This is a genomic window from Methylobacillus draconifructus (assembly GCF_045984355.1).
Classification (GTDB): domain Bacteria; phylum Pseudomonadota; class Gammaproteobacteria; order Burkholderiales; family Methylophilaceae; genus Methylobacillus; species Methylobacillus flagellatus_A.
Window position 1 is genome coordinate 334,504 of sequence record NZ_JBJQII010000002.1, and the last position, 21,862, is coordinate 356,365.

The following is a 21,862-nucleotide window of genomic DNA, read 5'->3' on the forward strand; positions in this document are numbered from 1 at the left end:
GTTGGTCAACCAGATCAATGCGCACCATCCGGCGCGGCAGGAATGGCAGATGGAGCCCCAGATGCGGCAGGGATCTGGTCGATGACCTGATAGAACACTTCGTCCTGCTTGATCATCCCCAGTTCGCTGCGCGCGCGCTCCTCGATCGCGGTATTGCCCTGCTTGAGGTCGCGCACTTCAGCGTCCAGGGTGTCGTTGCGCAGCTTCAATTGGGCATTGCTGCTCTTCTGCGCGACGATCTTCTGGTTCAGGTCCCACACCCTCAGCCAGCTGCCCTTGCCCAGCCACAGCGGATACTGCAGCAAGGCAATCAGGGCGACGAAGATGAGGGTGAGGAATTTCACTTCAGGTTATAGAACGCTTCTTTGCCTGCATAGCTGGTGGCATCGCCGAGCTCTTCCTCGATACGCAGCAGCTGGTTGTACTTGGCGATGCGCTCGGAACGGGACAGGGAGCCGGTCTTGATCTGCAACGCATTGGTCGCGACCGAGATATCGGCAATCGTGGTGTCCTCGGTCTCGCCGGAACGGTGCGAGATCACGGCAGTGTAGCCGGCGCGCTTGGCGGTCTCGATGGTGGTGAAGGTCTCGGTCAGGGTGCCGATCTGGTTGACCTTGATCAGCACGGAGTTGCCCACGCCCTTCTGGATGCCTTCGCGCAGGATCTTGGCGTTGGTCACGAACAGGTCGTCGCCCACCAGCTGCACCTTCTTGCCGATGCGGTCGGTCAGCAGCTTCCAGCCGTCCCAGTCATGCTCGGACATGCCGTCCTCAATGCTGACGATGGGGTACTTGTCGACCCAGGTCGCCAGGTAGTCGGTGAACTGCTCCGACGTCAGTTGCAGGCCTTCGGATTCCAGGTGGTAGAGGCCGTCCTTGTAGAACTCGGAGCTGGCGCAATCCAGGCCCAGCAGGATGTCGCGTCCCGGCTCGTAGCCTGCAGCCGTGATCGCCTGCAGGATGTACTGGATCGCGGCTTCGTTGGACGGCAGGTCGGGCGCAAAGCCGCCTTCATCACCCACGGTGGTCGCCAAGCCTTCGTTGTGCAGGATTTTCTTCAAGGCATGGAACACTTCGGCGCCAGCACGCAGGGCTTCGCGGAATGTCGGCAGGCCGGCGGGGATGATCATGAATTCCTGCATGTCCACGCTATTGTCGGCATGCGCGCCGCCGTTGATGATGTTCATCATCGGGGTAGGCAGTTGCATGAAGCCGGAACCGCCGAGGTAGCGGTAGAGCGGCAGGCCGGACTCTTCAGCCGCGGCACGGGCGCAGGCCATGGAGACCGCGAGGATGGCATTGGCGCCCAGGCGGCTCTTGTTCTCGGTGCCGTCGAGGTCGATCAGGGTCTGGTCGATGAAGCTCTGCTCTTCAACATCCAGGCCGATGATGGCTTCGGTGATTTCGGTATTGACGTTCTCGACCGCCTGCAACACGCCCTTACCGAGGTAACGCGCGGCATCACCGTCGCGCAGCTCGACCGCTTCCTTGGTGCCGGTGGAGGCGCCGGAAGGCACGGCCGCACGGCCGATCACGCCGGACTCGAGCAGGACATCTACCTCGACTGTGGGGTTACCGCGGGAATCGATGATCTCGCGGGCAATAATATCAACAATTGCACTCATGCTTTATTTCCTCAATTTAGATTTGGATTTTTTGTTCCGGTTTACACCGTATGTTCGATGAAGCCGGCTTTTTTCACCACACGGTCGAGGTCGACCAACACTTCCAGCAAGGCCTTCATCTTGGACAAAGGCCAGGCGTTCGGGCCGTCGGACAAGGCTTTGGCAGGGTCTGGATGGGTTTCCATGAACACCCCTGCCACGCCGCTGGCGACTGCGGCACGCGCCAGCACAGGCACGAACTCGCGCTGGCCGCCGCTCTTGTCCCCCTGGCCGCCAGGCTGCTGGACTGAATGCGTGGCATCGAACACCACCGGGCAATTCGTCTCGCGCATAATGGCGAGTCCTCGCATGTCAGAGACTAAAGTATTGTAGCCAAAAGAAGCGCCGCGCTCGCACACCATGATGGTATCCGCGCCGCCGTTGGCCTCCTTCGCCTTCTGCACCACCTGCTTCATGTCCCCGGGCGCCAGGAACTGGCCCTTCTTGATATTCACCGGCTTGCCGGACTTGGCGCATGCGGTGATGAAGTCGGTCTGGCGGCAGAGGAAGGCCGGCGTCTGCAAGACGTCCACCACCGCGGCGACGTGCGGCACCTGCTCTTCGGTATGCACGTCGGTAAGGATGGGCACGCCGACCTGACGGCGCACTTCGTCGAGAATCTTCAAGCCCTCGTCCATGCCGAAACCGCGGAAGGTCTTGTTGGAGCTGCGGTTGGCCTTGTCGTAGGAGGACTTGTAGATGAAGTTGATGCCCAGCGCAGTGGTGATTTCCTTGAGCTGGCCTGCCGTCTCGATCGCCATTTCCTGCGATTCGATCACGCATGGGCCGGCAATCAGGAACAAGGGCTGGTCTATGCCAACCTCAAAACCGCAAAGCTGCATGTTGTTTACGCCTTTCTGTTGGCCAGGGCCGCTGCAATATAGGCATTGAACAAGGGATGCCCGCTGCGTGGATTGGAAGTGAATTCAGGGTGGAACTGGCAGGCGACGAACCAGGGATGCACGTCGCTTGGCAGCTCGACCATTTCACAGAGCTGCTCGGTCGGCGTGCGCGCCGACACCACCAGGCCGGCCTTTTCCAGCTTCTCCACATAGTTGTTGTTGACTTCGTAGCGGTGGCGGTGGCGCTCGTTGACTTCGGCGCCGTAAATAGTAAACGCCTTGGTATCCGGCACGATGGGACACTTCTGCGCGCCCAGGCGCATGGTGCCGCCGAGGTCGGAATCCTCGCTGCGCTGCTCCACCTTGCCGTCGGCGTTCTTCCACTCGGTAATCAGGCCCACCAGCGGATGCGGGGTCTTGGGGTCGAACTCGGTGCTGTTGGCATTCTCGAGCCTGGCGACATTGCGCGCAAACTCGATCACGGCCAGCTGCATGCCCAGGCAGATGCCCAGGTATGGCGTCTTGCTTTCGCGCGCATAGCGGATCGCGGCGATCTTGCCTTCCGTCCCGCGCTTGCCGAAACCGCCCGGCACCAGGATGGCGTCCATCTTTTCGAGTTCGCCGGTGCCCTGCTTTTCCACGTCCTCGGAATCGATATAGTGGATATTGACCTTGGATTCGTTATGGATGCCGGCATGAATCAAGGCTTCGGTCAGCGACTTGTAGGATTCGGTCAGGTCTACATACTTGCCGACGAAGGCGATATTGACCTCATGCTTGGGGTTCTTGAGCGTATGCACGATGCGGTTCCAGCTCGACAGGTCCGCCGCGCGCGCGAGCAGGTTGAGTTTGTGACAGACGATCTCGTCCAGCATCTGCTCGTGCAGCATGCGGGGAATGCTGTAAATACTGTCGGCGTCCATCACCGAGATCACCGCCTCGTGCGGCACGTTGGTGAACAAGGCGATCTTGCGCTTTTCGTCCTCGGGGATGGCGCGGTCCGCACGGCAGAGCAGAATGTCGGGCTGGATACCGATCTCGCGCAGTTCCTTCACGGAATGCTGGGTAGGCTTGGTCTTGAGCTCGCCTGCGGTGGGAATCCACGGCAGCAGCGTCAGGTGCATGAAACAGGTATTGGTGCGGCCTTCCTCGATGCCCATCTGGCGGATGGCTTCGAGGAAAGGCAGGGACTCGATGTCGCCCACCGTACCGCCGACTTCGACAATCGCCACGTCGGCGCCTTCGGCGCCGCGCTTCACGTGAGCCTTGATCTCGTCGGTGATGTGCGGAATCACCTGCACGGTCTTGCCCAGATATTCGCCGCGGCGCTCCTTCTTGATCACGGTTTCGTAGATCTGGCCGGTGGTGAAGTTGTTGCGCTTGCCCATGCGCGCGCTGATGAAGCGCTCGTAATGGCCCAGGTCGAGGTCAGTCTCGGCGCCGTCGTCGGTGACGAACACCTCGCCGTGCTGGAACGGGCTCATGGTGCCCGGGTCGACGTTGATGTAGGGGTCAAGCTTGAGCATGGTCACTTTGATGCCACGCGACTCGAGAATTGCGCCTAAACTGGCGGCTGCAATGCCTTTACCTAAAGAGGAAACAACCCCGCCGGTAACGAATACGAATTTGGTCATGGAATAAAAACTTTGGGACATTGCGGACGGGGCTAGATTTTACTGCAAACGCCTATTGCCGACAAATGGGAAAATCCGCCAACACAGCGGCTCGGAAGCCCTTATGATTAATATTCAACCAGTAAGGATCAATACTTGAATGATCGCTTCAGGAGCTGCCTTGACGATCCCTGTTGCAGAGCCTCAAGCCTTGCCGTACACCCAGCGGTTGAGCAATTCCCTTGCGGACGACGCCACCTCGCCGGCAGTCAGGCCGATTGGGCCGATACCGCGCCCGACCAAGGCATCGGCGGCGGCGCCATGCAGGTAAACCCCGAGCAACACCGCCTGCTCCATGTCCATGGACTGCGCAAGCAAGGCGGCAATGATGCCGCACAAGGTATCGCCCATGCCCGCACTCGCCATGCCGGGATTGCCGCTCCGGTTGACGAACCAGCGCCCGTCCGGCAGGGCAATGATGCTGCCGCAACCCTTGAGGACGACGGCGACCTGATATCCATGGGCAAGCTTCAGCGCGCTGGCAATGCGGTCGGCCTGCACTTCGGCGTTGCTGCAGCCGAGCAGGCGGGCCGCCTCGCCGGGATGCGGGGTCAGTACCGTGCTGCCTGCAGCGCGCCATTTTAATTTCTGCTGAAGTTCGAGGTGTTCTGCCACCAGGTTCAGCGCATCCGCGTCCAGCACCAAGGATTGCGGATGTGCCAGCACCTCATGCAGAATCGCCATCGCCGCGCTCGAGACCCCCATGCCGGGCCCGACTGCCAATACGTTGGACAACGTCGGCACACTGGCGGCATCGCGCAGCATCAGTTCCGCCTGCGCCGTATCCAGCGCCAAAGGCTGGCTTGCGAGCAGGCCGCAATACACCCTCCCTGCCCCCAGCAGCAGCGCTGCCCTGGAAGCGAGAATGGCGGCGCCTGCCATATGCTGCGCGCCGCCGACCACCCCAACGCTGCCGTGGCTGCCTTTGTGGCTGTTCAGCTTTCTCGGCAAAGGCAAGGCTGGAGGTTGGTCGATCAATGATCCAGCAGCCCGGACATTATCGATCTCCAGCCCCAGCGTCTCAAGATGGACCTCGCCCGCATGATCGGGACCATCCAGGGTGAACAAGCCGGGCTTGAGGCCGATGAAGCTCAATGTATGACTGGCCTTGATGACAGCGCCGAGCACGCGCCCTGTCGCCGTGCACAAGCCGCTGGGAATATCCACTGCCAGCACAGGCAGGCCCAGCGCGTTCACCTGCCCGATCAGCCCGCAATAGCGGGTGTCCAGCTCCCGGGACAAGCCGATCCCGAACAAGCCGTCGATCACCAATTGCCAACGACCGTGCGGCGGGATTTCAGTACGCAACTCGCCGCCTGCGACAACCCATGCATCGTAGGCGGCGGCCGCATCGGCAGGCAGCTTGGCCCGGTCGCCGGTAAACACCACGGTCACCTGGTGCCAAGCCGCCTTCAGATGGCGTGCGGCGACCAGTGCGTCGCCGCCGTTGTTTCCCGGTCCTGCCAGCACCAGCACGCTGTATTCATGCTCGCGCAGCAGCTTGCGCGCCATGCCGGCGGCCGCCAGACCGGCTTTTTCCATCAACCCTTCGACAGCATGCCGCTGCTCGATTTCCCGCAGTTGAACTAGATCATATAAAGGATTCATGGGCCGGCTTCAATGGTTGCTGGTTATTGGATTGATTGTTGCATCGACAATCTGCAGGATATCGCCTAGACGGCCTGGTGCATAGCAGCCATGCTCGGTAATGACGGAAGTCACCAGCCGCGCGGGCGTCACGTCGAACGCGGGATTGGCCGCCGCGCTGCCTTCCGGCGTCACGCGCACCCTGGCCGTGCATCCGTTTTCCGCCCGCCCGGCCACCATGTGGATTTCATCGGCGTCCCGCTCTTCGATCGGAATGTCCTTCGCATCGGCAATCTGCCAGTCTATTGTCGGCGTCGGCACTGCAGCGTAGAACGGCACCCCGTTGTCCGCCGCAGCCAGCGCCTTGAGGTAGGTGCCGATCTTGTTGCAGACATCGCCGGTGCGCGTGACGCGATCCGCTCCCACGATCAAGCAATCCACCTTGCCTTGCTGCATCAGGTGTCCTCCTGCATTGTCGCACACCACGGTATAGGGCACGCCGTGCTGCTGCAGCTCCCATGCCGTCAGGCTGGCGCCCTGGTTGCGCGGCCGGGTTTCATCCACCCATACATGGACATCCATGCCGGCATCAAAGGCGGCATAGACAGGGGCCAGCGCCGTTCCCCAATCCACGGTCGCCAACCAGCCGGCATTACAGTGAGTGAGGATGTTGAGGCGGCCTGGCTTGGCTGCCGCCAATGTTTGCAGCAAGGCCAGCCCATGCTGTCCGATCGCCTGGTTGGTACGGACATCCTCGTCGGCGATCTGCGCAGCTTCCCGCCAGGCGTATTCACAGCGCTGGGCTTCAGGGACGGCCATCAATTTCAGCATCATGCGCTCCACCGCCCAACGCAAATTCACCGCCGTTGGCCGGCTTGCCAGCAAACTCGCGGCCGCCGCCTGCAAGTTTCCGTCGCTGGTGGAATGCCGGCTTGCCAACGCCATCCCGTAAGCGGCGGCGGCCCCGATCAAGGGAGCGCCGCGCACCTGCATCCTGCGGATGGCATCCGCCATCTGCTGCACCGAGTCCAGCGTGACGATACGCCATTCATGCGGCAGCGCCGTCTGGTCGATGATGGCCACGCGATGCAAAGCGTGGCCGCCCTCTTCCTGAATGAGCGGCCAAATGGTGCGAAATTGTTGTTGACCTATGTTCATTTTTCCATTTGGAAACAAGAAATATTACTATCCACAAATTCTGTGGATAATTTTGTGGATAGAGGCGACTTGAAATTGTAACTATTGTAATTAAAAGGAAATTTTCAATTTGCCCACTTTTTGCACTAAACAATAAGCTATTGATTTGTAATAAAATTTAGTATGTCATTGGATTTGTTAAGGTTCTTGCAAAAAGCTTAAGTATTACTTGAGCTTGTGTGCACAACTGACCGTAAATTGATCGGCAAGAACTATGGCAATGGGCCAATCCAGCAAAAATGAAATTAAAACTGTCATGAGAATGAAACTTTATTTTTCTAATGGCAATTCCGGACTTTTCGCTTCATCAACCCGGCATACGCCGTCCAACATTGCCGGACCAATATTAGCACCTCAAATGCGCCTATTCGCTATCTGCTGAGCTATCCACAAATTCTGTGGATAATTTTGTGGATAGCTGTGACTTAAAAGTGTAACGTCCCAATTCATAATGGTTTTTTTTAATCGCCCAAAAAATGAACTTATTTATTAATCATTAAAAATCAATCACTTAATGTAAGCCATTGGATTGTTAACATTTTTTAACAGGCTTTAAAGTATCACTTGAGGTGGTGTGTATAAACTCGCGAGGCCGGGCAAAATGTCAAGTGCATTCTGGGTGGTTTTTTCCATGACCGACTCAACGTCTTCGTGCCTGATTTCCGCCAATACCTGGGCGATTCGCACAAGCTGGTCCGGTTGGTTGCGTCCACGATGCCCCAGCCATGAGGGAGGAATATCTGGCGCATCGGTTTCCAACACGATGGCCTCCAGCGGCAGCGCCCGTGCCAGGTGGCGTATCTTGAGCGCGCGGTCATAGGTCATGGCCCCGCCGAACCCCAGCTTGAAGCCCAGCTTGATGAATTCCTGCGCCTGCTGCAGGCTACCGTTGAACGCATGGGCAATGCCCCGCACCTTGAACCGCCGCACCTGCTTCAATACCTGGTCAACGGAGCGCCTGACATGCAGGAGTACCGGCAGCTCATATTCCCGCGCAAGCTTGAGCTGCTCGGTGAAATAAAACTCCTGGCGTTCGCGATCGTAATGCTCGATGAAGAAATCCAGGCCGATTTCCCCTACGGCAACCACCTCGTCGCGGTTGCGCGTAATTTCTCCCGCAAGGGCATCCAGATCCTGCGGTTGTGACTGGTCGACGAATAAAGGGTGTATGCCCAAGGCCATGGCACAGCCTGGATAACGCGCAGCAAGCTCCCGCACCGCTGCGAAATTGCTGCGCACGACCGCGGGCACCACGATGATGCCGACACCCGCCTGCAAAGCGGCCTGCACCATCTCCGCACGGTCATGGTCGAACTCGAGCGCATCAAGGTGGCAATGGGTATCGATCAGCATGGCAGCTCCGCCGTCACTTCACAGGCTTGGCGCGCACGAACCAGTCCGCGCCCACCTGGCGCGAATCCAGCATCTGCAATTGAACTTTTTGCTGCATATCCTGCAACGCAGGCATGGCGAACATATCACGCGCATCTCCGCCCAGCAGCACCGGCGCGTAATACAGCAGCAGCTCATCCACCAGCCCGGCATGCAGCAGGCCGCCATTCAACACCGCGCCCGCCTCCACCATCACTTCGTTGATCTGCCGCTGGGCCAGGGCTTGCAGCAGGCCCTCGAGGTCGACCCGCCCTGCCTGGACAGGTAAAGCTATCAATTCGGCACCTACATTACGCAAGGCCTTTTCCTGCGCGGGCAGGCTCGCCGCATGGGCAATCAGCACCCGGCCGGCCGACAGCGTTGCAGCAGAGGGCGGGGTGCGCAATTGGCTATCGACGATCACGCGCCAAGGCTGGATACCATGCCGCGCCTGCAGAAGCCCTTCATCCCGCACGGTTAGCAGCGGATCGTCGGCAAGCACGGTGCCAACGCCTGTCAGTATCGCGCAGGATTGCGCCCGCCATTGCTGTACATGCAGGCGGGCCGAAGGCCCGGTGATCCATTTGCTCTGCCCGTTGCTCAGGCCGGTCTTGCCATCCAGGCTGGCGGCGATCTTGCTGCGCACCCAGGGGCGTTGCCTGGTCATGCGCGAAATGAACCCCACATTCAATGCCCTGGCTTCATGTTCGAGTAAACCGGAGGCAACCTCGATGCCATGTTCGGCCAGCCGTTTCAGCCCGTTGCCCGACACCACTGGATTAGGGTCCTGCATGGCGGCGACTACGCGCCTGACGCCCGCCTTGACCAAGGCATCGGCACACGGCGGCGTACGCCCGAAATGACTGCACGGCTCCAGGGTAACGTAGGCGTCCGCGCCTGCCGCCTGCTCCCCGGCCATCCTCAAGGCATGCACCTCCGCATGCGGCTCGCCCGCCCTGAGATGCGCGCCATGTCCCACCACTCGACCATCCTTGACGATCACGCAGCCGACGCGCGGGTTGGGGCTGGTGCCGTACAAGCCGCGCGCCGCCTCGCGCAAGGCAAGATTCATATAGTGATGGTCGCTGGCGGAAAATTCCGGGGAAATAAGGGTATTCATGCTGCCATGATAAGTGCTGGCAAGGGCGGGAGACAAGCGGAGAGCAGCAGTGCACGCAGCCCTTAATATCAAACATCAACAGCGGGCCTGCCCGCCACAAACCCAAGGGCGAGCGTAGCGAAGTCAAGTTGCTTTTGATTTTGGTTTCCCCGTCTGGCTGCGCCGAGTAGCGCAAATCTGTCTGGATCAAGAGCTTGCGTCTGTCTGAGCGAAGCGAGTTCAGCAAGCTCCCAGACAGATTGAGCAACGCAGGGAACCGGGAGCTTGCTCCCGGCGCAGACTCCGGGGTCGCCTTTGCTTTGGTTACTTTTATTTGGCGAAGCAAATGAAAGTAACTCGCTGGCAAGCGAAAGGCAAAGGTTCAATGGATTGCGATAGGGGGTCAAGACCATGTTGGCTTAACTCACGATCCAAGCTCCAACCCTCAACCCCATCAAGCTCAACGGTTTTTAGTCTGCATCCATGCTGTGATTGCGCGAGGATGGGTTTCGCCCCGCCGGGCGAGTACCTTTCTTTTGCTTCGCCAAAAGAAAGATACGAAAGAAAACGCAGTTTCGGCGGAGCCAAAAGGCGACCCGATTGTCTGCGTCCCGGAACGTTGTTCCGGGCAACCTGCGTTGCTCGCTTTTAATGGGGACTGGCTGAACTCGCTAGCGCTCAAATAGACGCCAGTCCTTAATCCATTAAAAGCTGCGCTACTCGGCGCAGCCAGACGGGAGGAAAAGCCAACACTTGGCATCGCTGCGCTCGCCCTCAATTGTGTGTGCCTTCATCTCCTTTTGATCACTTTCCTTTGGCGAAGCAAAGAAAAGCAACTCGCCCGGCAGGACGAAAACCATCTTCCCGTCAAATCACAATCAAGGGCGCCCCTACTTCTTAACTATCAATACAAAAAAGCACCGCTCCAAATCACTGGAAGCGGTGCTTTTCAATCAGGCTGCTGGCTCGTCGCCAGTCCTGCAATCAATCCAGGTCGCGGATGACGTCGCTGAAATCATCCACATCCTGGAAGCTGCGGTAAACCGAAGCAAAACGGATATAAGCCACCTTATCGATGGCTTTCAATTCCTGCATGACGATTTCGCCAAGGTCGCGCGCAATGATCTCGCGCTCCCCCTTGGCGAGGATTTTCTGCACGATATGCTCGAGCGCCCTGTCCACATATTCAGTCGGCACCGGGCGCTTGTGTAAGGCACGCGTGAAGGACAGGCGCAATTTATCCCGGTTGAATTCCTCGCGGTTGCCGTTCTGCTTCACCACCTGCGGCAGGTGCAGTTCCGCCGTTTCGTAGGTGGTGAAACGCTTGTCGCAGGCATTGCAGCGGCGGCGACGGCGAATGGAGTCCCCTTCCTCGTTGACACGGGAATCAATCACCTGCGTATCGTCGGCACCGCAAAACGGACATTTCATTGAGTAATTTTGCCCTGCAATTTAAAGAAGACCCCCACCGGCTACAAGGCACGCTCTGTATAGATAATTTATGTACAAGTGCGGCTACGTAGCGGTCCTGGCTAGGCGCTCTGCTGCGGGCAGTACTTAGTACGGGCAAGGCAGAGCAACAACGCCAGGAGAGGTTTATTAGCTGCGCTAGGCGCCGTACACCGGGAAGCGAGAAGTCAAGGCATGCACCTTGGCCGTGGTCGCGGCGATCACGGATTCGTCAGTCGGGTTGTCCAGGATGTCGGCAATCAGGTTGGCCACTTCGGCGGCTTCCGCTTCCTTGAAGCCGCGCGTGGTGATCGCAGGCGAACCGATGCGTATGCCGGAAGTGACGAACGGGCTTTCCGGGTCGTTCGGAATTGCGTTCTTGTTCACGGTGATATGCGCTTGGCCGAGGTAGGCATCGGCCGCCTTGCCGGTCAGCCCCTTGGGACGCAGGTCGACCAGGAACACGTGCGACTGCGTGCCGCCGGAGATGATGCGCAAGCCGCGTGAGGCCAAGGTCTTGGCCATGATGTCGGCGTTCTTCAACACCTGCTCCTGGTAAGCCTTGAATTCAGGCTGTGCAGCTTCGAGGAAGGCAACCGCCTTGCCCGCGATCACGTGCATCAAGGGGCCGCCTTGCAGGCTTGGGAACACGCTGGAATTGAGCGACTTCTCAAACTCCGCCTTGGCCATGATCAGGCCGCCACGAGGGCCGCGCAAGGTCTTGTGCGTGGTGGAGGTGACAAAGTCGGCATGCGGCACAGGGTTGGGATAGACGCCTGCCGCGATCAAGCCCGCATAGTGCGCCATATCGACCATGAAATAGGCGCCGACCTTCTTGGCGATTTCGGCCATGCGCGCCCAGTCGAAACGCAAGGCGTAAGCGGAAGCACCGCCGATCAGCAGCTTGGGCTTGCACTCCAGGGCAATGCGCTCCATTTCGTCGTAGTCGATCTCTTCCTTGTCATTGAGGCCGTAAGGCACGATATTGAACAGCTTGCCGGACAGGTTGGCCGGGGAGCCGTGCGTCAAGTGGCCGCCATGGCCCAGGTTCATGCCCATGACGGTGTCGCCGGGCTTGAGGATGGAGAAGTACACGGCCTGGTTGGCCTGGGAGCCGGAATGCGGCTGCACGTTGGCATATTCGGCGCCGAACAGCTTCTTCAGGCGGTCGATCGCCAATTGCTCGACGCCGTCAACGAATTCACAGCCGCCATAGAAACGCTTGCCCGGGTAACCTTCCGCGTACTTGTTGGTCAGCTGCGAACCCTGCGCCTGCATCACGGCAGGGCTGGTGTAGTTCTCGGAGGCGATCAGTTCGATGTGTTCGTCCTGGCGGTGGCGCTCGGCTTCCACATATTTCCACAGATCGGGATCAACAACGCTCAGGTTTTTGGCCGTGCTAAACATGTTCTATATCTCGGGGATGAAAATGAATAGGCGGGATTTTAACATGTTCGCTGCACAACAGCTTTGAAACAGATTCACAGCCAATGAAAATGATTCATTGCCTGCCTGCAGCCAATTGCAACCACCACCTGCGCCAATACAGCCGGGCCGCTTCGCGTTGAAATTCATATATCATTGAAATATATAGATATTACCAATTGGCACATCGATTGCTACGATCATCTTGAGATGCATCCCCATCTCATCACACTCTCTCTCCGCCGGCAGCCTCTGCGTCTGATGTTGCTGGCGGCCTTTTCCCCCCGGTCAGGTATAATCCCTTCCTAATATTCATCTCGAATTCCGCATCATGGCCTTCATCCGCCAAGAAGATTTTATCGACAGCATCCACCAGGCATTGCAATACATTGCCTGCTACCATTCGCCGGACTTTCTCGCGGCCATGCACGATGCATGGCAACGCGAGCCTTCCCCGGCCGCGCGCGATGCCATCGGCCAAATCCTCATCAACTCCTATCTCTGCGCGCAAGGGCAACGCCCGCTTTGCCAGGATACCGGCATTGTCGTGGCCTTTGTTTCCATCGGCATGAACGTGCAGTGGCAGGCCGGCATGAGCCTGCAGGAGATGGTGGACGAAGGCGTGCGCCGCGCCTATCTCGATCCGGAAAACCGCCTGCGCGCCTCCATCGTGCGCGACCCGGCGGGCAAGCGCCTCAATACCCGCGACAACACGCCGTCCGTCGTGCATGTCGAGATGGTGCCCGGCGACACGGTCGACATCCATATCGCCGCCAAGGGCGGCGGCTCGGAAAACAAATCCAAGCTCGCCATGCTGGAACCTTCCGACGACATCGTGGAATGGGTGCTGCAGGCGGTTCCCGGCATGGGCGCCGGCTGGTGCCCACCAGGCGTGCTCGGCATCGGCATCGGCGGCACCGCGGAAAAAGCCGTGCTGCTCGCCAAGCAGTCCCTGTTCGCCCCCATCGACATCCAGGCATTAAAAGCACGCGGGCCACAGACCCGCGCGGAGGAACTGCGCCTGGCGATATATGAGCAGGTCAACCGGCTCGGCATCGGCGCCCAAGGCCTGGGCGGGCTCACCACCGTGCTGGACGTGAAGATACTCGAGGCTCCGACGCATGCGACTTCGTTGCCGGTCGCCATCATCCCCAATTGCGCCGCCACCCGCCATGTGCACTTTACCCTGGACGGCAGCGGCCCTGCCCGGCTGCCTGTCCCCAGGCTCGAAGACTGGCCGCAGATTGCGCTGGATGCCAGCACGCCCATGCGCCGCGTCAACCTGGATACGCTGACGCCGGACGACATCACGCAATGGCAGCCGGGAGAGAAACTGCTGCTCTCGGGCAAGTTGCTTACCGGCCGCGATGCCGCCCACAAGCGCATCGTCGACCTGATCGCGCGCGGCGAACCCATGCCGGAAGGCCTGGATTTCACCAACCGTTTCATCTACTACGTCGGCCCGGTCGACCCGGTGGGGGACGAGATCATCGGCCCGGCGGGCCCCACCACCGCGACGCGCATGGACCGCTTCACGGAAACCATGCTGACCAAGACCGGCTTACTCGGCATGATAGGCAAGGCCGAACGCGGCGAAGCCACCGTGCAAGCGATCAAGCAACACCAATCGGCCTACCTGATCGCCATCGGCGGCGCGGCCTACCTGATCTCGCAGGCCATTAAGGCATCGCGCGTCGTCGCCTTCGCCGACCTGGGCATGGAGGCCGTCTACGAATTCACGGTGGAGGACATGCCGGTGACCGTGGCCGTGGACAGCCAGGGACACTCCGTGCATGACTCCGGCCCTGCCGAATGGCGTCCTCGGATTGCCGACATCCCCATTTTCAGCGAATAAACAGGATTCACGCATGGCCAAACTATTTACCCCGATCCGCTTCCGCGAGACTGAGATCAAGAACCGTATTTTCGTCTCGCCCATGTGCCAGTACTCTGCCGAAAACGGCATTGCCAACCATTGGCACCTGGTTCACCTGGGAGGCCTGGCCGTGGGCGGTGCGGGCCTGGTCATCGCCGAAGCGACAGCGGTTGCGCCCGAAGGCCGCATCACCCCTTCCTGCCTGGGGCTTTGGTCCGATGCGCACACCCAGGCGTTCAAGCCCATCGTTGAATTCATTAAGCAGCAGGGCGCCGTCCCCGCGATCCAGATAGCCCATGCCGGACGCAAGGCATCCTGCGACGTGCCCTGGCGCGACGGCAAATTCCTGAGCCTGGAACAAGGCGGCTGGCAGACCGTGGCGCCCTCCGCCATTCCCGTCACGCCGGAGCATGGCACGCCCCTCGCCCTCGACCGCGAGGAAATCCAGCAAGTCGCAGGCCAATTCCATGCGGCCGCCCAGCGCGCGCTGGATGCAGGCTTTGAGGTGCTGGAATTGCATTGCGCCCACGGCTATCTATTGCACGAGTTCCTTTCACCCCTGTCGAACCGACGCGAGGACGAATACGGCGGCAGCCTGGAAAACCGCTGCCGCCTGGCGCTCGACATCGCGCGCGATCTGCGCACATTGTGGCCGCAGGACAAGCCTGTCTTCGTGCGTATTTCCGCGACCGACTGGGTGGAAGGCGGATGGGACATCGAGCAATCGATACAGTTTGCCAAATGGCTCAAGGACATCGGCATCGACCTGATAGACTGCTCCAGCGGCGGCCTGCTCCTGGACGCCAAGATCCCTGCCGGGCCCGGCTACCAGACCGAGTTCGCGCAACGTATCCGCCATGAGGCAGGTATTGCCAGCGGCGCGGTCGGGCTGATCACTTCCGCCATCCAGGCCGAGCATATCCTCGTTTCAGGCCAAGCCGACGTGATCATGCTCGCGCGCAAGCTGCTGAGCGACCCGCACTGGCCGCTGCATGCAGCAAAGGAGTTGCGTACCGATGTCACATGGCCGGAGCAATATGTACGCGCCAAGCACATTTAAAGCGACTCTTAATTTTCATAGTTGCCGGATAATATAAGCAACTGATTGAAAGGGAAACATAATGAAATGGACTGATAGCCAGCGCATTGCTGAAGAACTCTTTGATAAACATCCTGATGTCGACCCCAAGCTCATCCGCTTCACTGATCTTTACGATTGGATATTGGCGCTGGATGATTTCGATGACGAACCGGAAAAATGCGGCGAGCGCATCCTGGAAGCCATCCAGATGGCATGGATAGAAGAAGCGGAATAACCCCGAATTCACAGCATTTCAGCATCAATCAAGGGAGCACCATGACAGCACCAAAAGAAATCTTCAAGGCTTACGACATCCGCGGCATCGTCGGCAAGACCCTCACGCCGGAAACCGTGGAAGCCATCGGCCATGCGATCGGCAGCGAAGCTGCGCTGCGCGGCCAGAAAACCATCTGCATCGGCTACGACGGCCGCCTTTCAGGTCCCGAGCTTGCCGCAGCGCTTTCGCGCGGCATCCGCAAAAGCGGCCTGGACGTCATCAACCTCGGGCTGGTGGCAACTCCCATGGTGTATTTCGCCGCCTACCACCTGAATACCGGCTCCGGCGTCATGGTCACCGGCAGCCACAACCCGCCGGAATACAACGGCCTGAAAATGGTGGTGGCCGGCGAGACCTTGTCCGGCGAGACCATTCAACGGCTGCGCGCCCGCATCGACAACAACGACTTCACGCACGGCAACGGCACGGAAAGCAGCCACGACATCGCCCCTGCGTACATCGACCGTATCGCCTCCGACATCAAGCTCAAGCGTCCGCTCAAGCTCACCGTGGATTGCGGCAACGGCGTGCCCGGTGCGTTTGCGGGCAAACTTTACCGCGCGCTCGGCTGCGAAGTGGAGGAATTGTTCTGCGAAGTCGACGGTCATTTCCCCAACCATCATCCCGACCCGTCCGTCCCGGAAAATCTCAAGGACTTGATTGAGAACCTGCTGACAGGCCAATCCGAAATCGGTTTCGCCTTCGACGGCGACGGCGACCGCCTGGGCGTGGTCACCAAGGATGGCAGCATCATCTACCCGGACCGCCAGCTGCTGCTGTTTGCCGAGGACGTGCTCAAGCGCAATCCCCAGGCCACCATCATTTACGACGTGAAATCCACCCGCAACCTCGCCCCCTGGATCAAGCAGCGCGGCGGCGAGCCGCTGATGTGGAAAACCGGTCATTCATTGGTCAAGGCCAAGATGAAGGAAACCGGCGCTGCGCTGGCAGGCGAGATGAGCGGCCACATATTCTTCAAGGAACGCTGGTACGGCTTCGACGACGGCTTGTATTCCGGCGCACGCCTGCTGGAAATCCTCAGCCAGTTCGACGACCCGTCCGCCGTGCTCAATGCATTGCCGGACAGCGTCAGCACGCCGGAGCAGCACATCAATATGAAGGAAGGCGAGCCGCACCAACTCATCAGCCAGCTGCAGGCCAGTGCCAAGTTCGAAGGCGCCGAAGAAGTCATCACTATCGACGGCCTGCGCGTGGAATACAGCGACGGTTTCGGCCTGATGCGCCCTTCCAATACCACACCGGTGATCGTCCTGCGCTTCGAGGCCGACAACGCCGCAGCGCTCAAGCGCATCCAGGACCAGTTCCGCAGCGTCATTCTCGCTGCCGCGCCTGACGCCAAGCTGCCGTTCTGAGCATGAGCGGCGCGCGTCTGCTTTGGCTGGCGGTCTGGCTTGCTTTGGCCAGCGGGCTTTACTTCCTGGCGGATCGCGCCCTCAACCCGAACCGCATCGGCATCCTGGGCGATGCGCCCAGCGTTACCCTGCAGCGCGGGCTTGACGGGCATTACCGCGCCGAGGCGCTCATCAACGGCGTCATGGTCAATGTGCTGGTGGACACCGGCGCCACTGGCGTTGCCATCTCGCAACGCACTGCGGAGCGCCTGCAGCTGCAAAGCAACCAGGCGATCCGCACCTCCACAGCGAACGGCGATACCGTGGCCTACATGACCCGGCTGCAATCCGTACAGCTAGGCGGCGTCAAGGCGCACAATGTCGCGGCGGTGATTGCCCCCGGGCTGGATGGCGACGTGCTGCTGGGAATGTCGTTCCTGGCGCGCATGGACGTGCGCCTGTTCCAGGGCAAGATGACGATCACACAGCTTGAGGAATAGCCAGCTTCCTTGCGCCAGCCGACCCCGGCGATATAACACATGAGGTCTTAGATCTCGGAATATCGGAATATCCGCAACAGCGAGATGGTCGAAGCACTTCTGTGCCGATCCAAGACGCCAGGAAAATACTCCATGACCTCAGGATCGGTACTGAGTAAAGCAAATGGCGCAAGATCCGCCTCACGCCATTGCCTCAACACCAACCTGCCGGTCGGGACTGCAAGGTACTGCATCAGGTGATGACCGTAGGTTGCTCGCGCCCGGTACGCTGCTTCAGCTCGGAGATTTGCTCGGCAACGGCGATCAATTCCGCCAAGGCATCCTGCGCGTCCTCGTCATGCTTGGCAGTATCCGGCTCGAAAGACTCGAGATAGATGCGCAGCGTTGCGCCGGCGGTGCCTGTTCCCGAGAGGCGGAACACAATACGCGAGCCATCCTCGAACAAGATGCGTATCCCCTGCTTCTGGCTCACGCTGCCGTCGACAGGATCGGTATAGCTGAAATCGTCGCATGTCTTCACGGTATAGCGTCCCAAAGCTTGTCCGGGCAGTGAGGCAAACTGGGCACGGACATGCTCGATCAAGCCGTTGGCGGCATCGCTGGGCAGCTCCTCGTAATCATGGCGCGAATAGACATTGCGGCCGAACCTGGCCCAATGGCGCTTGACGATGGTTTCCACAGGCTGGCGCTTGATCGCCAGGATATTGAGCCAGAACAATACCGCCCACAGACCGTCTTTTTCGCGCACATGGTCCGATCCGGTGCCGAAGCTCTCCTCGCCGCACAATGTCACCCTGCCCGCATCCATCAGGTTGCCGAAGAATTTCCAGCCGGTCGGTGTCTCGAAACATGGGATATCCAGCTCCTGCGCCACACGGTCCACCGCCGCGCTGGTCGGCATGGAGCGTGCGACCCCGGCAATCCCTTGCGCATAGCCCGGCGCCAGCCTCGCATTGGCGGCAAGCAATGCCAGGCTATCCGAAGGCGTCACGAAGAAACGCTTGCCCAGGATCATGTTGCGGTCCCCGTCGCCGTCCGACGCCGCGCCGAAATCCGGCGCGGAGTCCCCATACATGATCTCGACCAGGTCATGCGCATAGGTCAAGTTAGGGTCGGGGTGGCCGCCGCCAAAATCAGGGAGAGGCTCGGCATTCATCACAGCATCCGGTGGAGCGCCGAGCCGGTCGACCAAAATGGCACGCGCATAGGGCCCAGTCACCGCGTGCATCGCATCAAAACGCAAACGGAAGCCGCTGGCCAGCAACTGTCGGATGGCATCGAAGTCGAACAATGTCGCCATCAAGTCAACATAATCGCTGACGGAATCGATGACCTCTACCTTCATTCCCGCCAACTCGGTTTCCCCCACAACATCCAGCGCCACATCCGGCGCATCCACGATCTTGTACTGGACCAGCTCCTTGCTGCGCGCAAAAATCGCTTCCGTCACTTTTTCCGATGCTGGCCCGCCATTGGCCGAATTGAACTTGATGCCAAAATCGCCCTGCGGTCCGCCGGGGTTATGGCTGGCCGACAGAATGATGCCGCCGAACGTCTTATGCTTGCGGATCACGCAGGATGCTGCCGGCGTGGACAAGATGCCGTTCCTGCCGACCAATACGCGCCCTATTCCGTTGGCAGCAGCCATTTTGAGGATAACCTGTATTGCTTCGACGTTATAGAAACGTCCGTCCCCTCCAATAACCAATGACGCCCCGACAGGCGCCTCGATCGCGTCGAAAACGCTCTGTACGAAATTTTCAAGATAATGCGGCTGCTGAAAAACCGTGACTCGCTTGCGTAACCCGGATGTTCCCGGCCGTTGGTCGCTGAACGGTTGAGTGGTAATGATATGAATTGCCATGCAATATACTTTCGGGGGGTTGTTAAGATTGAATGCAGCAGCTAACTTACTCGATTAACTTCTCACTTTCAAGTTGACATAGGCTCGAAACCCAAGCATAATCTCGCTCCTCGATTGGGGCATTAGCTCAGTTGGTAGAGCAGCGGACTCTTAATCCGTTTGTCGTAGGTTCGACCCCTACATGCCCCACCAGTCAGATCAAAGGGTTAGCAATTACGCTAACCCTTTTGTATTTTCGCTTCCCAGTTACTTCCGTAAACGCTGCCAAAATTGGCGAGCTATCCAGCATCCTTAAAACAATAATTGAATCAACTCACTCTCGAGCTTGATCCAGATTGCAAGCATCGATCATCGGCTTAAACCCGATATGTTGCCTAAGGGCAGTTGGGCTTGGTCTTTTGAATTAGCAAATCTCTTGCCAATATGCTGACGGTCTTTCAACCTGAAAATGGTGATGCATATCTCGGGAACAGCCATGACAAACACCACGCCACAGGATGTGGCTTTGAAATACCTGCCCTTGAAACCGTCTATCATCAATGCAATATCGCGTGCCCTGGCGAATTCTCGTATTTGGCGCTTGACCTTGCTCTTCTTGCCTAGCACTTTAGCTTCCAGATAAAGGGAAAATATATCTACGCCCTTGAAATTCTTCTCAATGACATACTTGGCATTATGGGTTAGTACGAATGCATCGCCATTGGACATGTCAGCCTTCCTCCCGCATTGACTTATCGCGCACAATCAATATTTACTATTAATACATATTATTTACTATATTAAATAGAAATTTATTTGACAAATTTATTCTCTTGTAATACCGAGAAGATATCGCCTCCGCGCTTGGATGGATCGATTTGCCGGAATCGCCTGGTAGAAGTAGAAATGCCGATGACATCGCGTGCGGCCTGCTCTTGCTATGCAGGCCAGGGGAAAGATTGATACTTGCAGCCATCGCGAAAACTGCCAATTTGACTAGCAAGCGAATCTTGACAACAGCGCCCAGGATTGATGGCGCCATTCATGGGTGAAGCCTTACTATTTTTGCCGGACATAAAAAATCCCGCATAGCGGGACTTCAGTGGCTTTATTCTTCGGCGCGCTGTTCAACGCCAGCAGCCTAGTCCTTACATTGGTATGCCGATCAGACCAGTTCACCCAACGTTTTCGGAAGAAACCTGTCGGAGGTCTCGCGGAACCTCGCCGTGAGCAATTGCAGCAATCTTACCAGCACCTTGTTGCCCAGCTTGGGCATATTGGCCAGCAATTGATAGAGCGCTTCCCTGGTCAGCACCGCAAAGTCCGTGGGCAAGCTGGCGACGCAGCTGGCTGAACGCGGCATGCCGTCGATCATGGACATTTCGCCGATAATCGCGCCGGCGCCCACCTGGGCAATCGTCTGGATGCCTTTATTCGGAATGTCCTTGATGACATTGACTTCTCCGGTGAGGATCAGGAGCAGGTAGTCGCCCGTATCGCCTTCGGTCAGCAATTGACAGTCCCTGGGCGCAGCATAGCATTGCATGTAAGAGCATAAATAACGCACTTCTTCATCGGTGAAATCGCCAAACAGCTTGATCGTATTGACAATTTCAAGGATTTCTTCGACGTATTTATCGGCTCCGCCCAGATGCACCAAATCAGGATACATGTAATTTTTGCCCTTAGATTTAAAGGAATGTATTAATTACCCATAAAATATTTATGGAAATTAATAGATAAATGCTCTCAAAAATTCTCATACTCAAGCTATTTGCGTCATAATAATGCAAGAGTATATATATGACACAAAAAATTAGACCTGAATTGCTTAGTAAATTATAACCGAGCGCATGTCCTTAAATAAAAACTTAAACGATATCGAGAAAAGCCAGTTAATTGAGCTAATGCACGAATCCTTGAGAATTCGCTCGCACTTCGAGCTTTTTCTCTGGATGCAGGGGAAACTGCAGATTTTCCTTCCGCATGAGATCATGATCACGGCTTGGGGAGACTTTTCACTTGGAGTCATATACTTCAATGTTGTTTCGCCCCTGCCTGGCATCCGCTCCGACAAGATTGCCAGCCACGAAATCAATAAGTTCCTGCAGAACCTGTTCAACTATTGGCTGAACCATGCCAAGGCCCCCTTTACGCTTGCCGCAGCCGACAATATTTTGCACGACTGCGAGTTCTCGAACGTAGAATCAAGTTATTACTTAAAAAACATGAAATCGGCCTTGGTGCATGCCATCAAGGATCACCGTGGCCGGCACGATTGTCTTTATGTGTTGCTCAGCTCCAACTTGAGTTTTCCTCCGGCCTCGCGCCCCATGCTGGAAGCGCTCCTGCCTTACATCGACAGTGCGTTGCGGCAGATCGAGCATTTGCCGGAACAGCAGCCAACGCCCGTCAAGGTCGAACCCGAGCCCAAGGATGAAAGCCTGAACATTCTTTCCGGCCGCGAGCTGGAAATCATGGACTGGGTCACCAAGGGCAAAACCAATCAGGAAATCGGCATGATCCTCGACATCAGCGCCTTCACCGTCAAAAACCATTTGCAACGCATCTTCAAAAAACTCAATGTACTGAATCGCGCACAGGCCGTCGCCAAGTTCCGCAAATAG

Annotated in this window: 20 protein-coding genes and 1 tRNA gene; 7 read left to right on the top strand and 14 right to left on the bottom strand. The window is 58.1% G+C overall.

All coding sequences use genetic code 11. The features are described from left to right. Positions 1-14: 14 nt before the first annotated feature. The 10 genes from ftsB to glyA all read right to left on the bottom strand — a co-directional run bounded on the left by ftsB (position 15) and on the right by glyA (position 12,288). Positions 15-344, bottom strand: coding sequence for a cell division protein FtsB (gene ftsB, locus ACJSDX_RS05400; RefSeq protein ID WP_309566483.1), 330 nt, complete (start codon positions 342-344; stop codon positions 15-17). Continuing rightward, positions 341-1,624 (bottom strand): phosphopyruvate hydratase, encoded by a 1,284-nt coding sequence (gene eno, locus ACJSDX_RS05405; RefSeq protein ID WP_407993829.1) that lies wholly within the window; start codon positions 1,622-1,624, stop codon positions 341-343. The genes ftsB and eno overlap by 4 nt, the downstream gene beginning before the upstream one ends. A 41-nt stretch (positions 1,625-1,665) precedes the next feature. Continuing rightward, positions 1,666-2,505, bottom strand: a complete 840-nt coding sequence (kdsA, locus tag ACJSDX_RS05410) for a 3-deoxy-8-phosphooctulonate synthase (protein WP_407993830.1) — start codon at positions 2,503-2,505, stop codon at positions 1,666-1,668. A 5-nt stretch (positions 2,506-2,510) separates the two neighbouring features. Continuing rightward, complete coding sequence (pyrG, locus tag ACJSDX_RS05415; RefSeq protein ID WP_407993831.1) at positions 2,511-4,139, bottom strand: CTP synthase; 1,629 nt, start codon at positions 4,137-4,139, stop codon at positions 2,511-2,513. Positions 4,140-4,322: 183 nt separating this feature from the next. Continuing rightward, on the bottom strand, positions 4,323-5,786 hold the full coding sequence (locus tag ACJSDX_RS05420) for an NAD(P)H-hydrate dehydratase (protein WP_407993832.1): 1,464 nt from the start codon (positions 5,784-5,786) through the stop codon (positions 4,323-4,325). A gap of 9 nt (positions 5,787-5,795) precedes the next feature. Continuing rightward, on the bottom strand, positions 5,796-6,923 hold the full coding sequence (gene mtnA, locus ACJSDX_RS05425; RefSeq protein ID WP_407993833.1) for an S-methyl-5-thioribose-1-phosphate isomerase: 1,128 nt from the start codon (positions 6,921-6,923) through the stop codon (positions 5,796-5,798). Between the two features lie 591 nt (positions 6,924-7,514). Further along, positions 7,515-8,315, bottom strand: coding sequence for a TatD family hydrolase (locus ACJSDX_RS05430; protein WP_407993834.1), 801 nt, complete (start codon positions 8,313-8,315; stop codon positions 7,515-7,517). Between the two features lie 13 nt (positions 8,316-8,328). Continuing rightward, positions 8,329-9,453 carry a bifunctional diaminohydroxyphosphoribosylaminopyrimidine deaminase/5-amino-6-(5-phosphoribosylamino)uracil reductase RibD gene (ribD, locus tag ACJSDX_RS05435; protein WP_407993835.1) on the bottom strand — a complete coding sequence of 375 codons (1,125 nt, stop codon included), beginning with the start codon at positions 9,451-9,453 and terminating at the stop codon, positions 8,329-8,331. 963 nt (positions 9,454-10,416) lie between these two features. Continuing rightward, complete coding sequence (nrdR, locus tag ACJSDX_RS05440; RefSeq protein ID WP_230341323.1) at positions 10,417-10,863, bottom strand: transcriptional regulator NrdR; 447 nt, start codon at positions 10,861-10,863, stop codon at positions 10,417-10,419. 177 nt (positions 10,864-11,040) lie between these two features. Beyond that, positions 11,041-12,288: a serine hydroxymethyltransferase gene (gene glyA / locus ACJSDX_RS05445; protein WP_407993836.1), complete on the bottom strand. Its 1,248-nt coding sequence runs from the start codon at positions 12,286-12,288 to the stop codon at positions 11,041-11,043. A gap of 349 nt (positions 12,289-12,637) precedes the next feature. On the opposite strand from glyA, the gene ACJSDX_RS05450 reads away from it, so the two are divergent. The 5 genes from ACJSDX_RS05450 to ACJSDX_RS05470 all read left to right on the top strand — a co-directional run bounded on the left by ACJSDX_RS05450 (position 12,638) and on the right by ACJSDX_RS05470 (position 17,392). Next, positions 12,638-14,161 carry a fumarate hydratase gene (locus ACJSDX_RS05450; protein ID WP_407993837.1) on the top strand — a complete coding sequence of 508 codons (1,524 nt, stop codon included), beginning with the start codon at positions 12,638-12,640 and terminating at the stop codon, positions 14,159-14,161. Between the two features lie 13 nt (positions 14,162-14,174). Then, the gene (locus tag ACJSDX_RS05455; protein WP_407993838.1) at positions 14,175-15,242 is read left to right on the top strand and encodes an NADH:flavin oxidoreductase/NADH oxidase; all 1,068 of its coding nucleotides are present in this window, start codon (positions 14,175-14,177) and stop codon (positions 15,240-15,242) included. A 61-nt stretch (positions 15,243-15,303) separates the two neighbouring features. Further along, entirely contained in the window at positions 15,304-15,498 is a 195-nt protein-coding gene (gene iscX / locus ACJSDX_RS05460; RefSeq protein WP_407993839.1) for a Fe-S cluster assembly protein IscX, read from the top strand. Between the two features lie 41 nt (positions 15,499-15,539). Continuing rightward, positions 15,540-16,913 carry a phosphomannomutase/phosphoglucomutase gene (locus ACJSDX_RS05465; RefSeq protein ID WP_407993840.1) on the top strand — a complete coding sequence of 458 codons (1,374 nt, stop codon included), beginning with the start codon at positions 15,540-15,542 and terminating at the stop codon, positions 16,911-16,913. Positions 16,914-16,915: 2 nt separating this feature from the next. Continuing rightward, positions 16,916-17,392 carry a retropepsin-like aspartic protease family protein gene (locus ACJSDX_RS05470; protein WP_407993841.1) on the top strand — a complete coding sequence of 159 codons (477 nt, stop codon included), beginning with the start codon at positions 16,916-16,918 and terminating at the stop codon, positions 17,390-17,392. A gap of 47 nt (positions 17,393-17,439) precedes the next feature. On the opposite strand, the gene ACJSDX_RS05475 is transcribed toward ACJSDX_RS05470, so the two are convergent. Together ACJSDX_RS05475 and ACJSDX_RS05480 are read right to left on the bottom strand one after the other, a co-directional pair. Then, positions 17,440-17,625 carry a GNAT family N-acetyltransferase gene (locus tag ACJSDX_RS05475; protein ID WP_405029520.1) on the bottom strand — a complete coding sequence of 62 codons (186 nt, stop codon included), beginning with the start codon at positions 17,623-17,625 and terminating at the stop codon, positions 17,440-17,442. Beyond that, positions 17,625-19,256, bottom strand: coding sequence for an alpha-D-glucose phosphate-specific phosphoglucomutase (locus ACJSDX_RS05480; protein WP_407993842.1), 1,632 nt, complete (start codon positions 19,254-19,256; stop codon positions 17,625-17,627). Before ACJSDX_RS05480 ends, ACJSDX_RS05475 begins: the two co-directional genes overlap by 1 nt. A gap of 116 nt (positions 19,257-19,372) precedes the next feature. Between ACJSDX_RS05480 and ACJSDX_RS05485 the strand changes: the two genes are divergently transcribed. Continuing rightward, positions 19,373-19,448: transfer RNA gene (locus ACJSDX_RS05485), tRNA-Lys, on the top strand. Positions 19,449-19,604: 156 nt separating this feature from the next. Here ACJSDX_RS05485 and ACJSDX_RS05490 read toward each other — a convergent pair. Together ACJSDX_RS05490 and ACJSDX_RS05495 are read right to left on the bottom strand one after the other, a co-directional pair. Then, complete coding sequence (locus ACJSDX_RS05490) at positions 19,605-19,964, bottom strand: hypothetical protein (protein WP_407993843.1); 360 nt, start codon at positions 19,962-19,964, stop codon at positions 19,605-19,607. A 436-nt stretch (positions 19,965-20,400) separates the two neighbouring features. Then, positions 20,401-20,907, bottom strand: coding sequence for a Crp/Fnr family transcriptional regulator (locus ACJSDX_RS05495; RefSeq protein WP_309566507.1), 507 nt, complete (start codon positions 20,905-20,907; stop codon positions 20,401-20,403). Positions 20,908-21,088: 181 nt separating this feature from the next. Between ACJSDX_RS05495 and epsA the strand changes: the two genes are divergently transcribed. After that, positions 21,089-21,862 (top strand): XrtB/PEP-CTERM-associated transcriptional regulator EpsA, encoded by a 774-nt coding sequence (gene epsA / locus ACJSDX_RS05500; RefSeq protein WP_309566509.1) that lies wholly within the window; start codon positions 21,089-21,091, stop codon positions 21,860-21,862.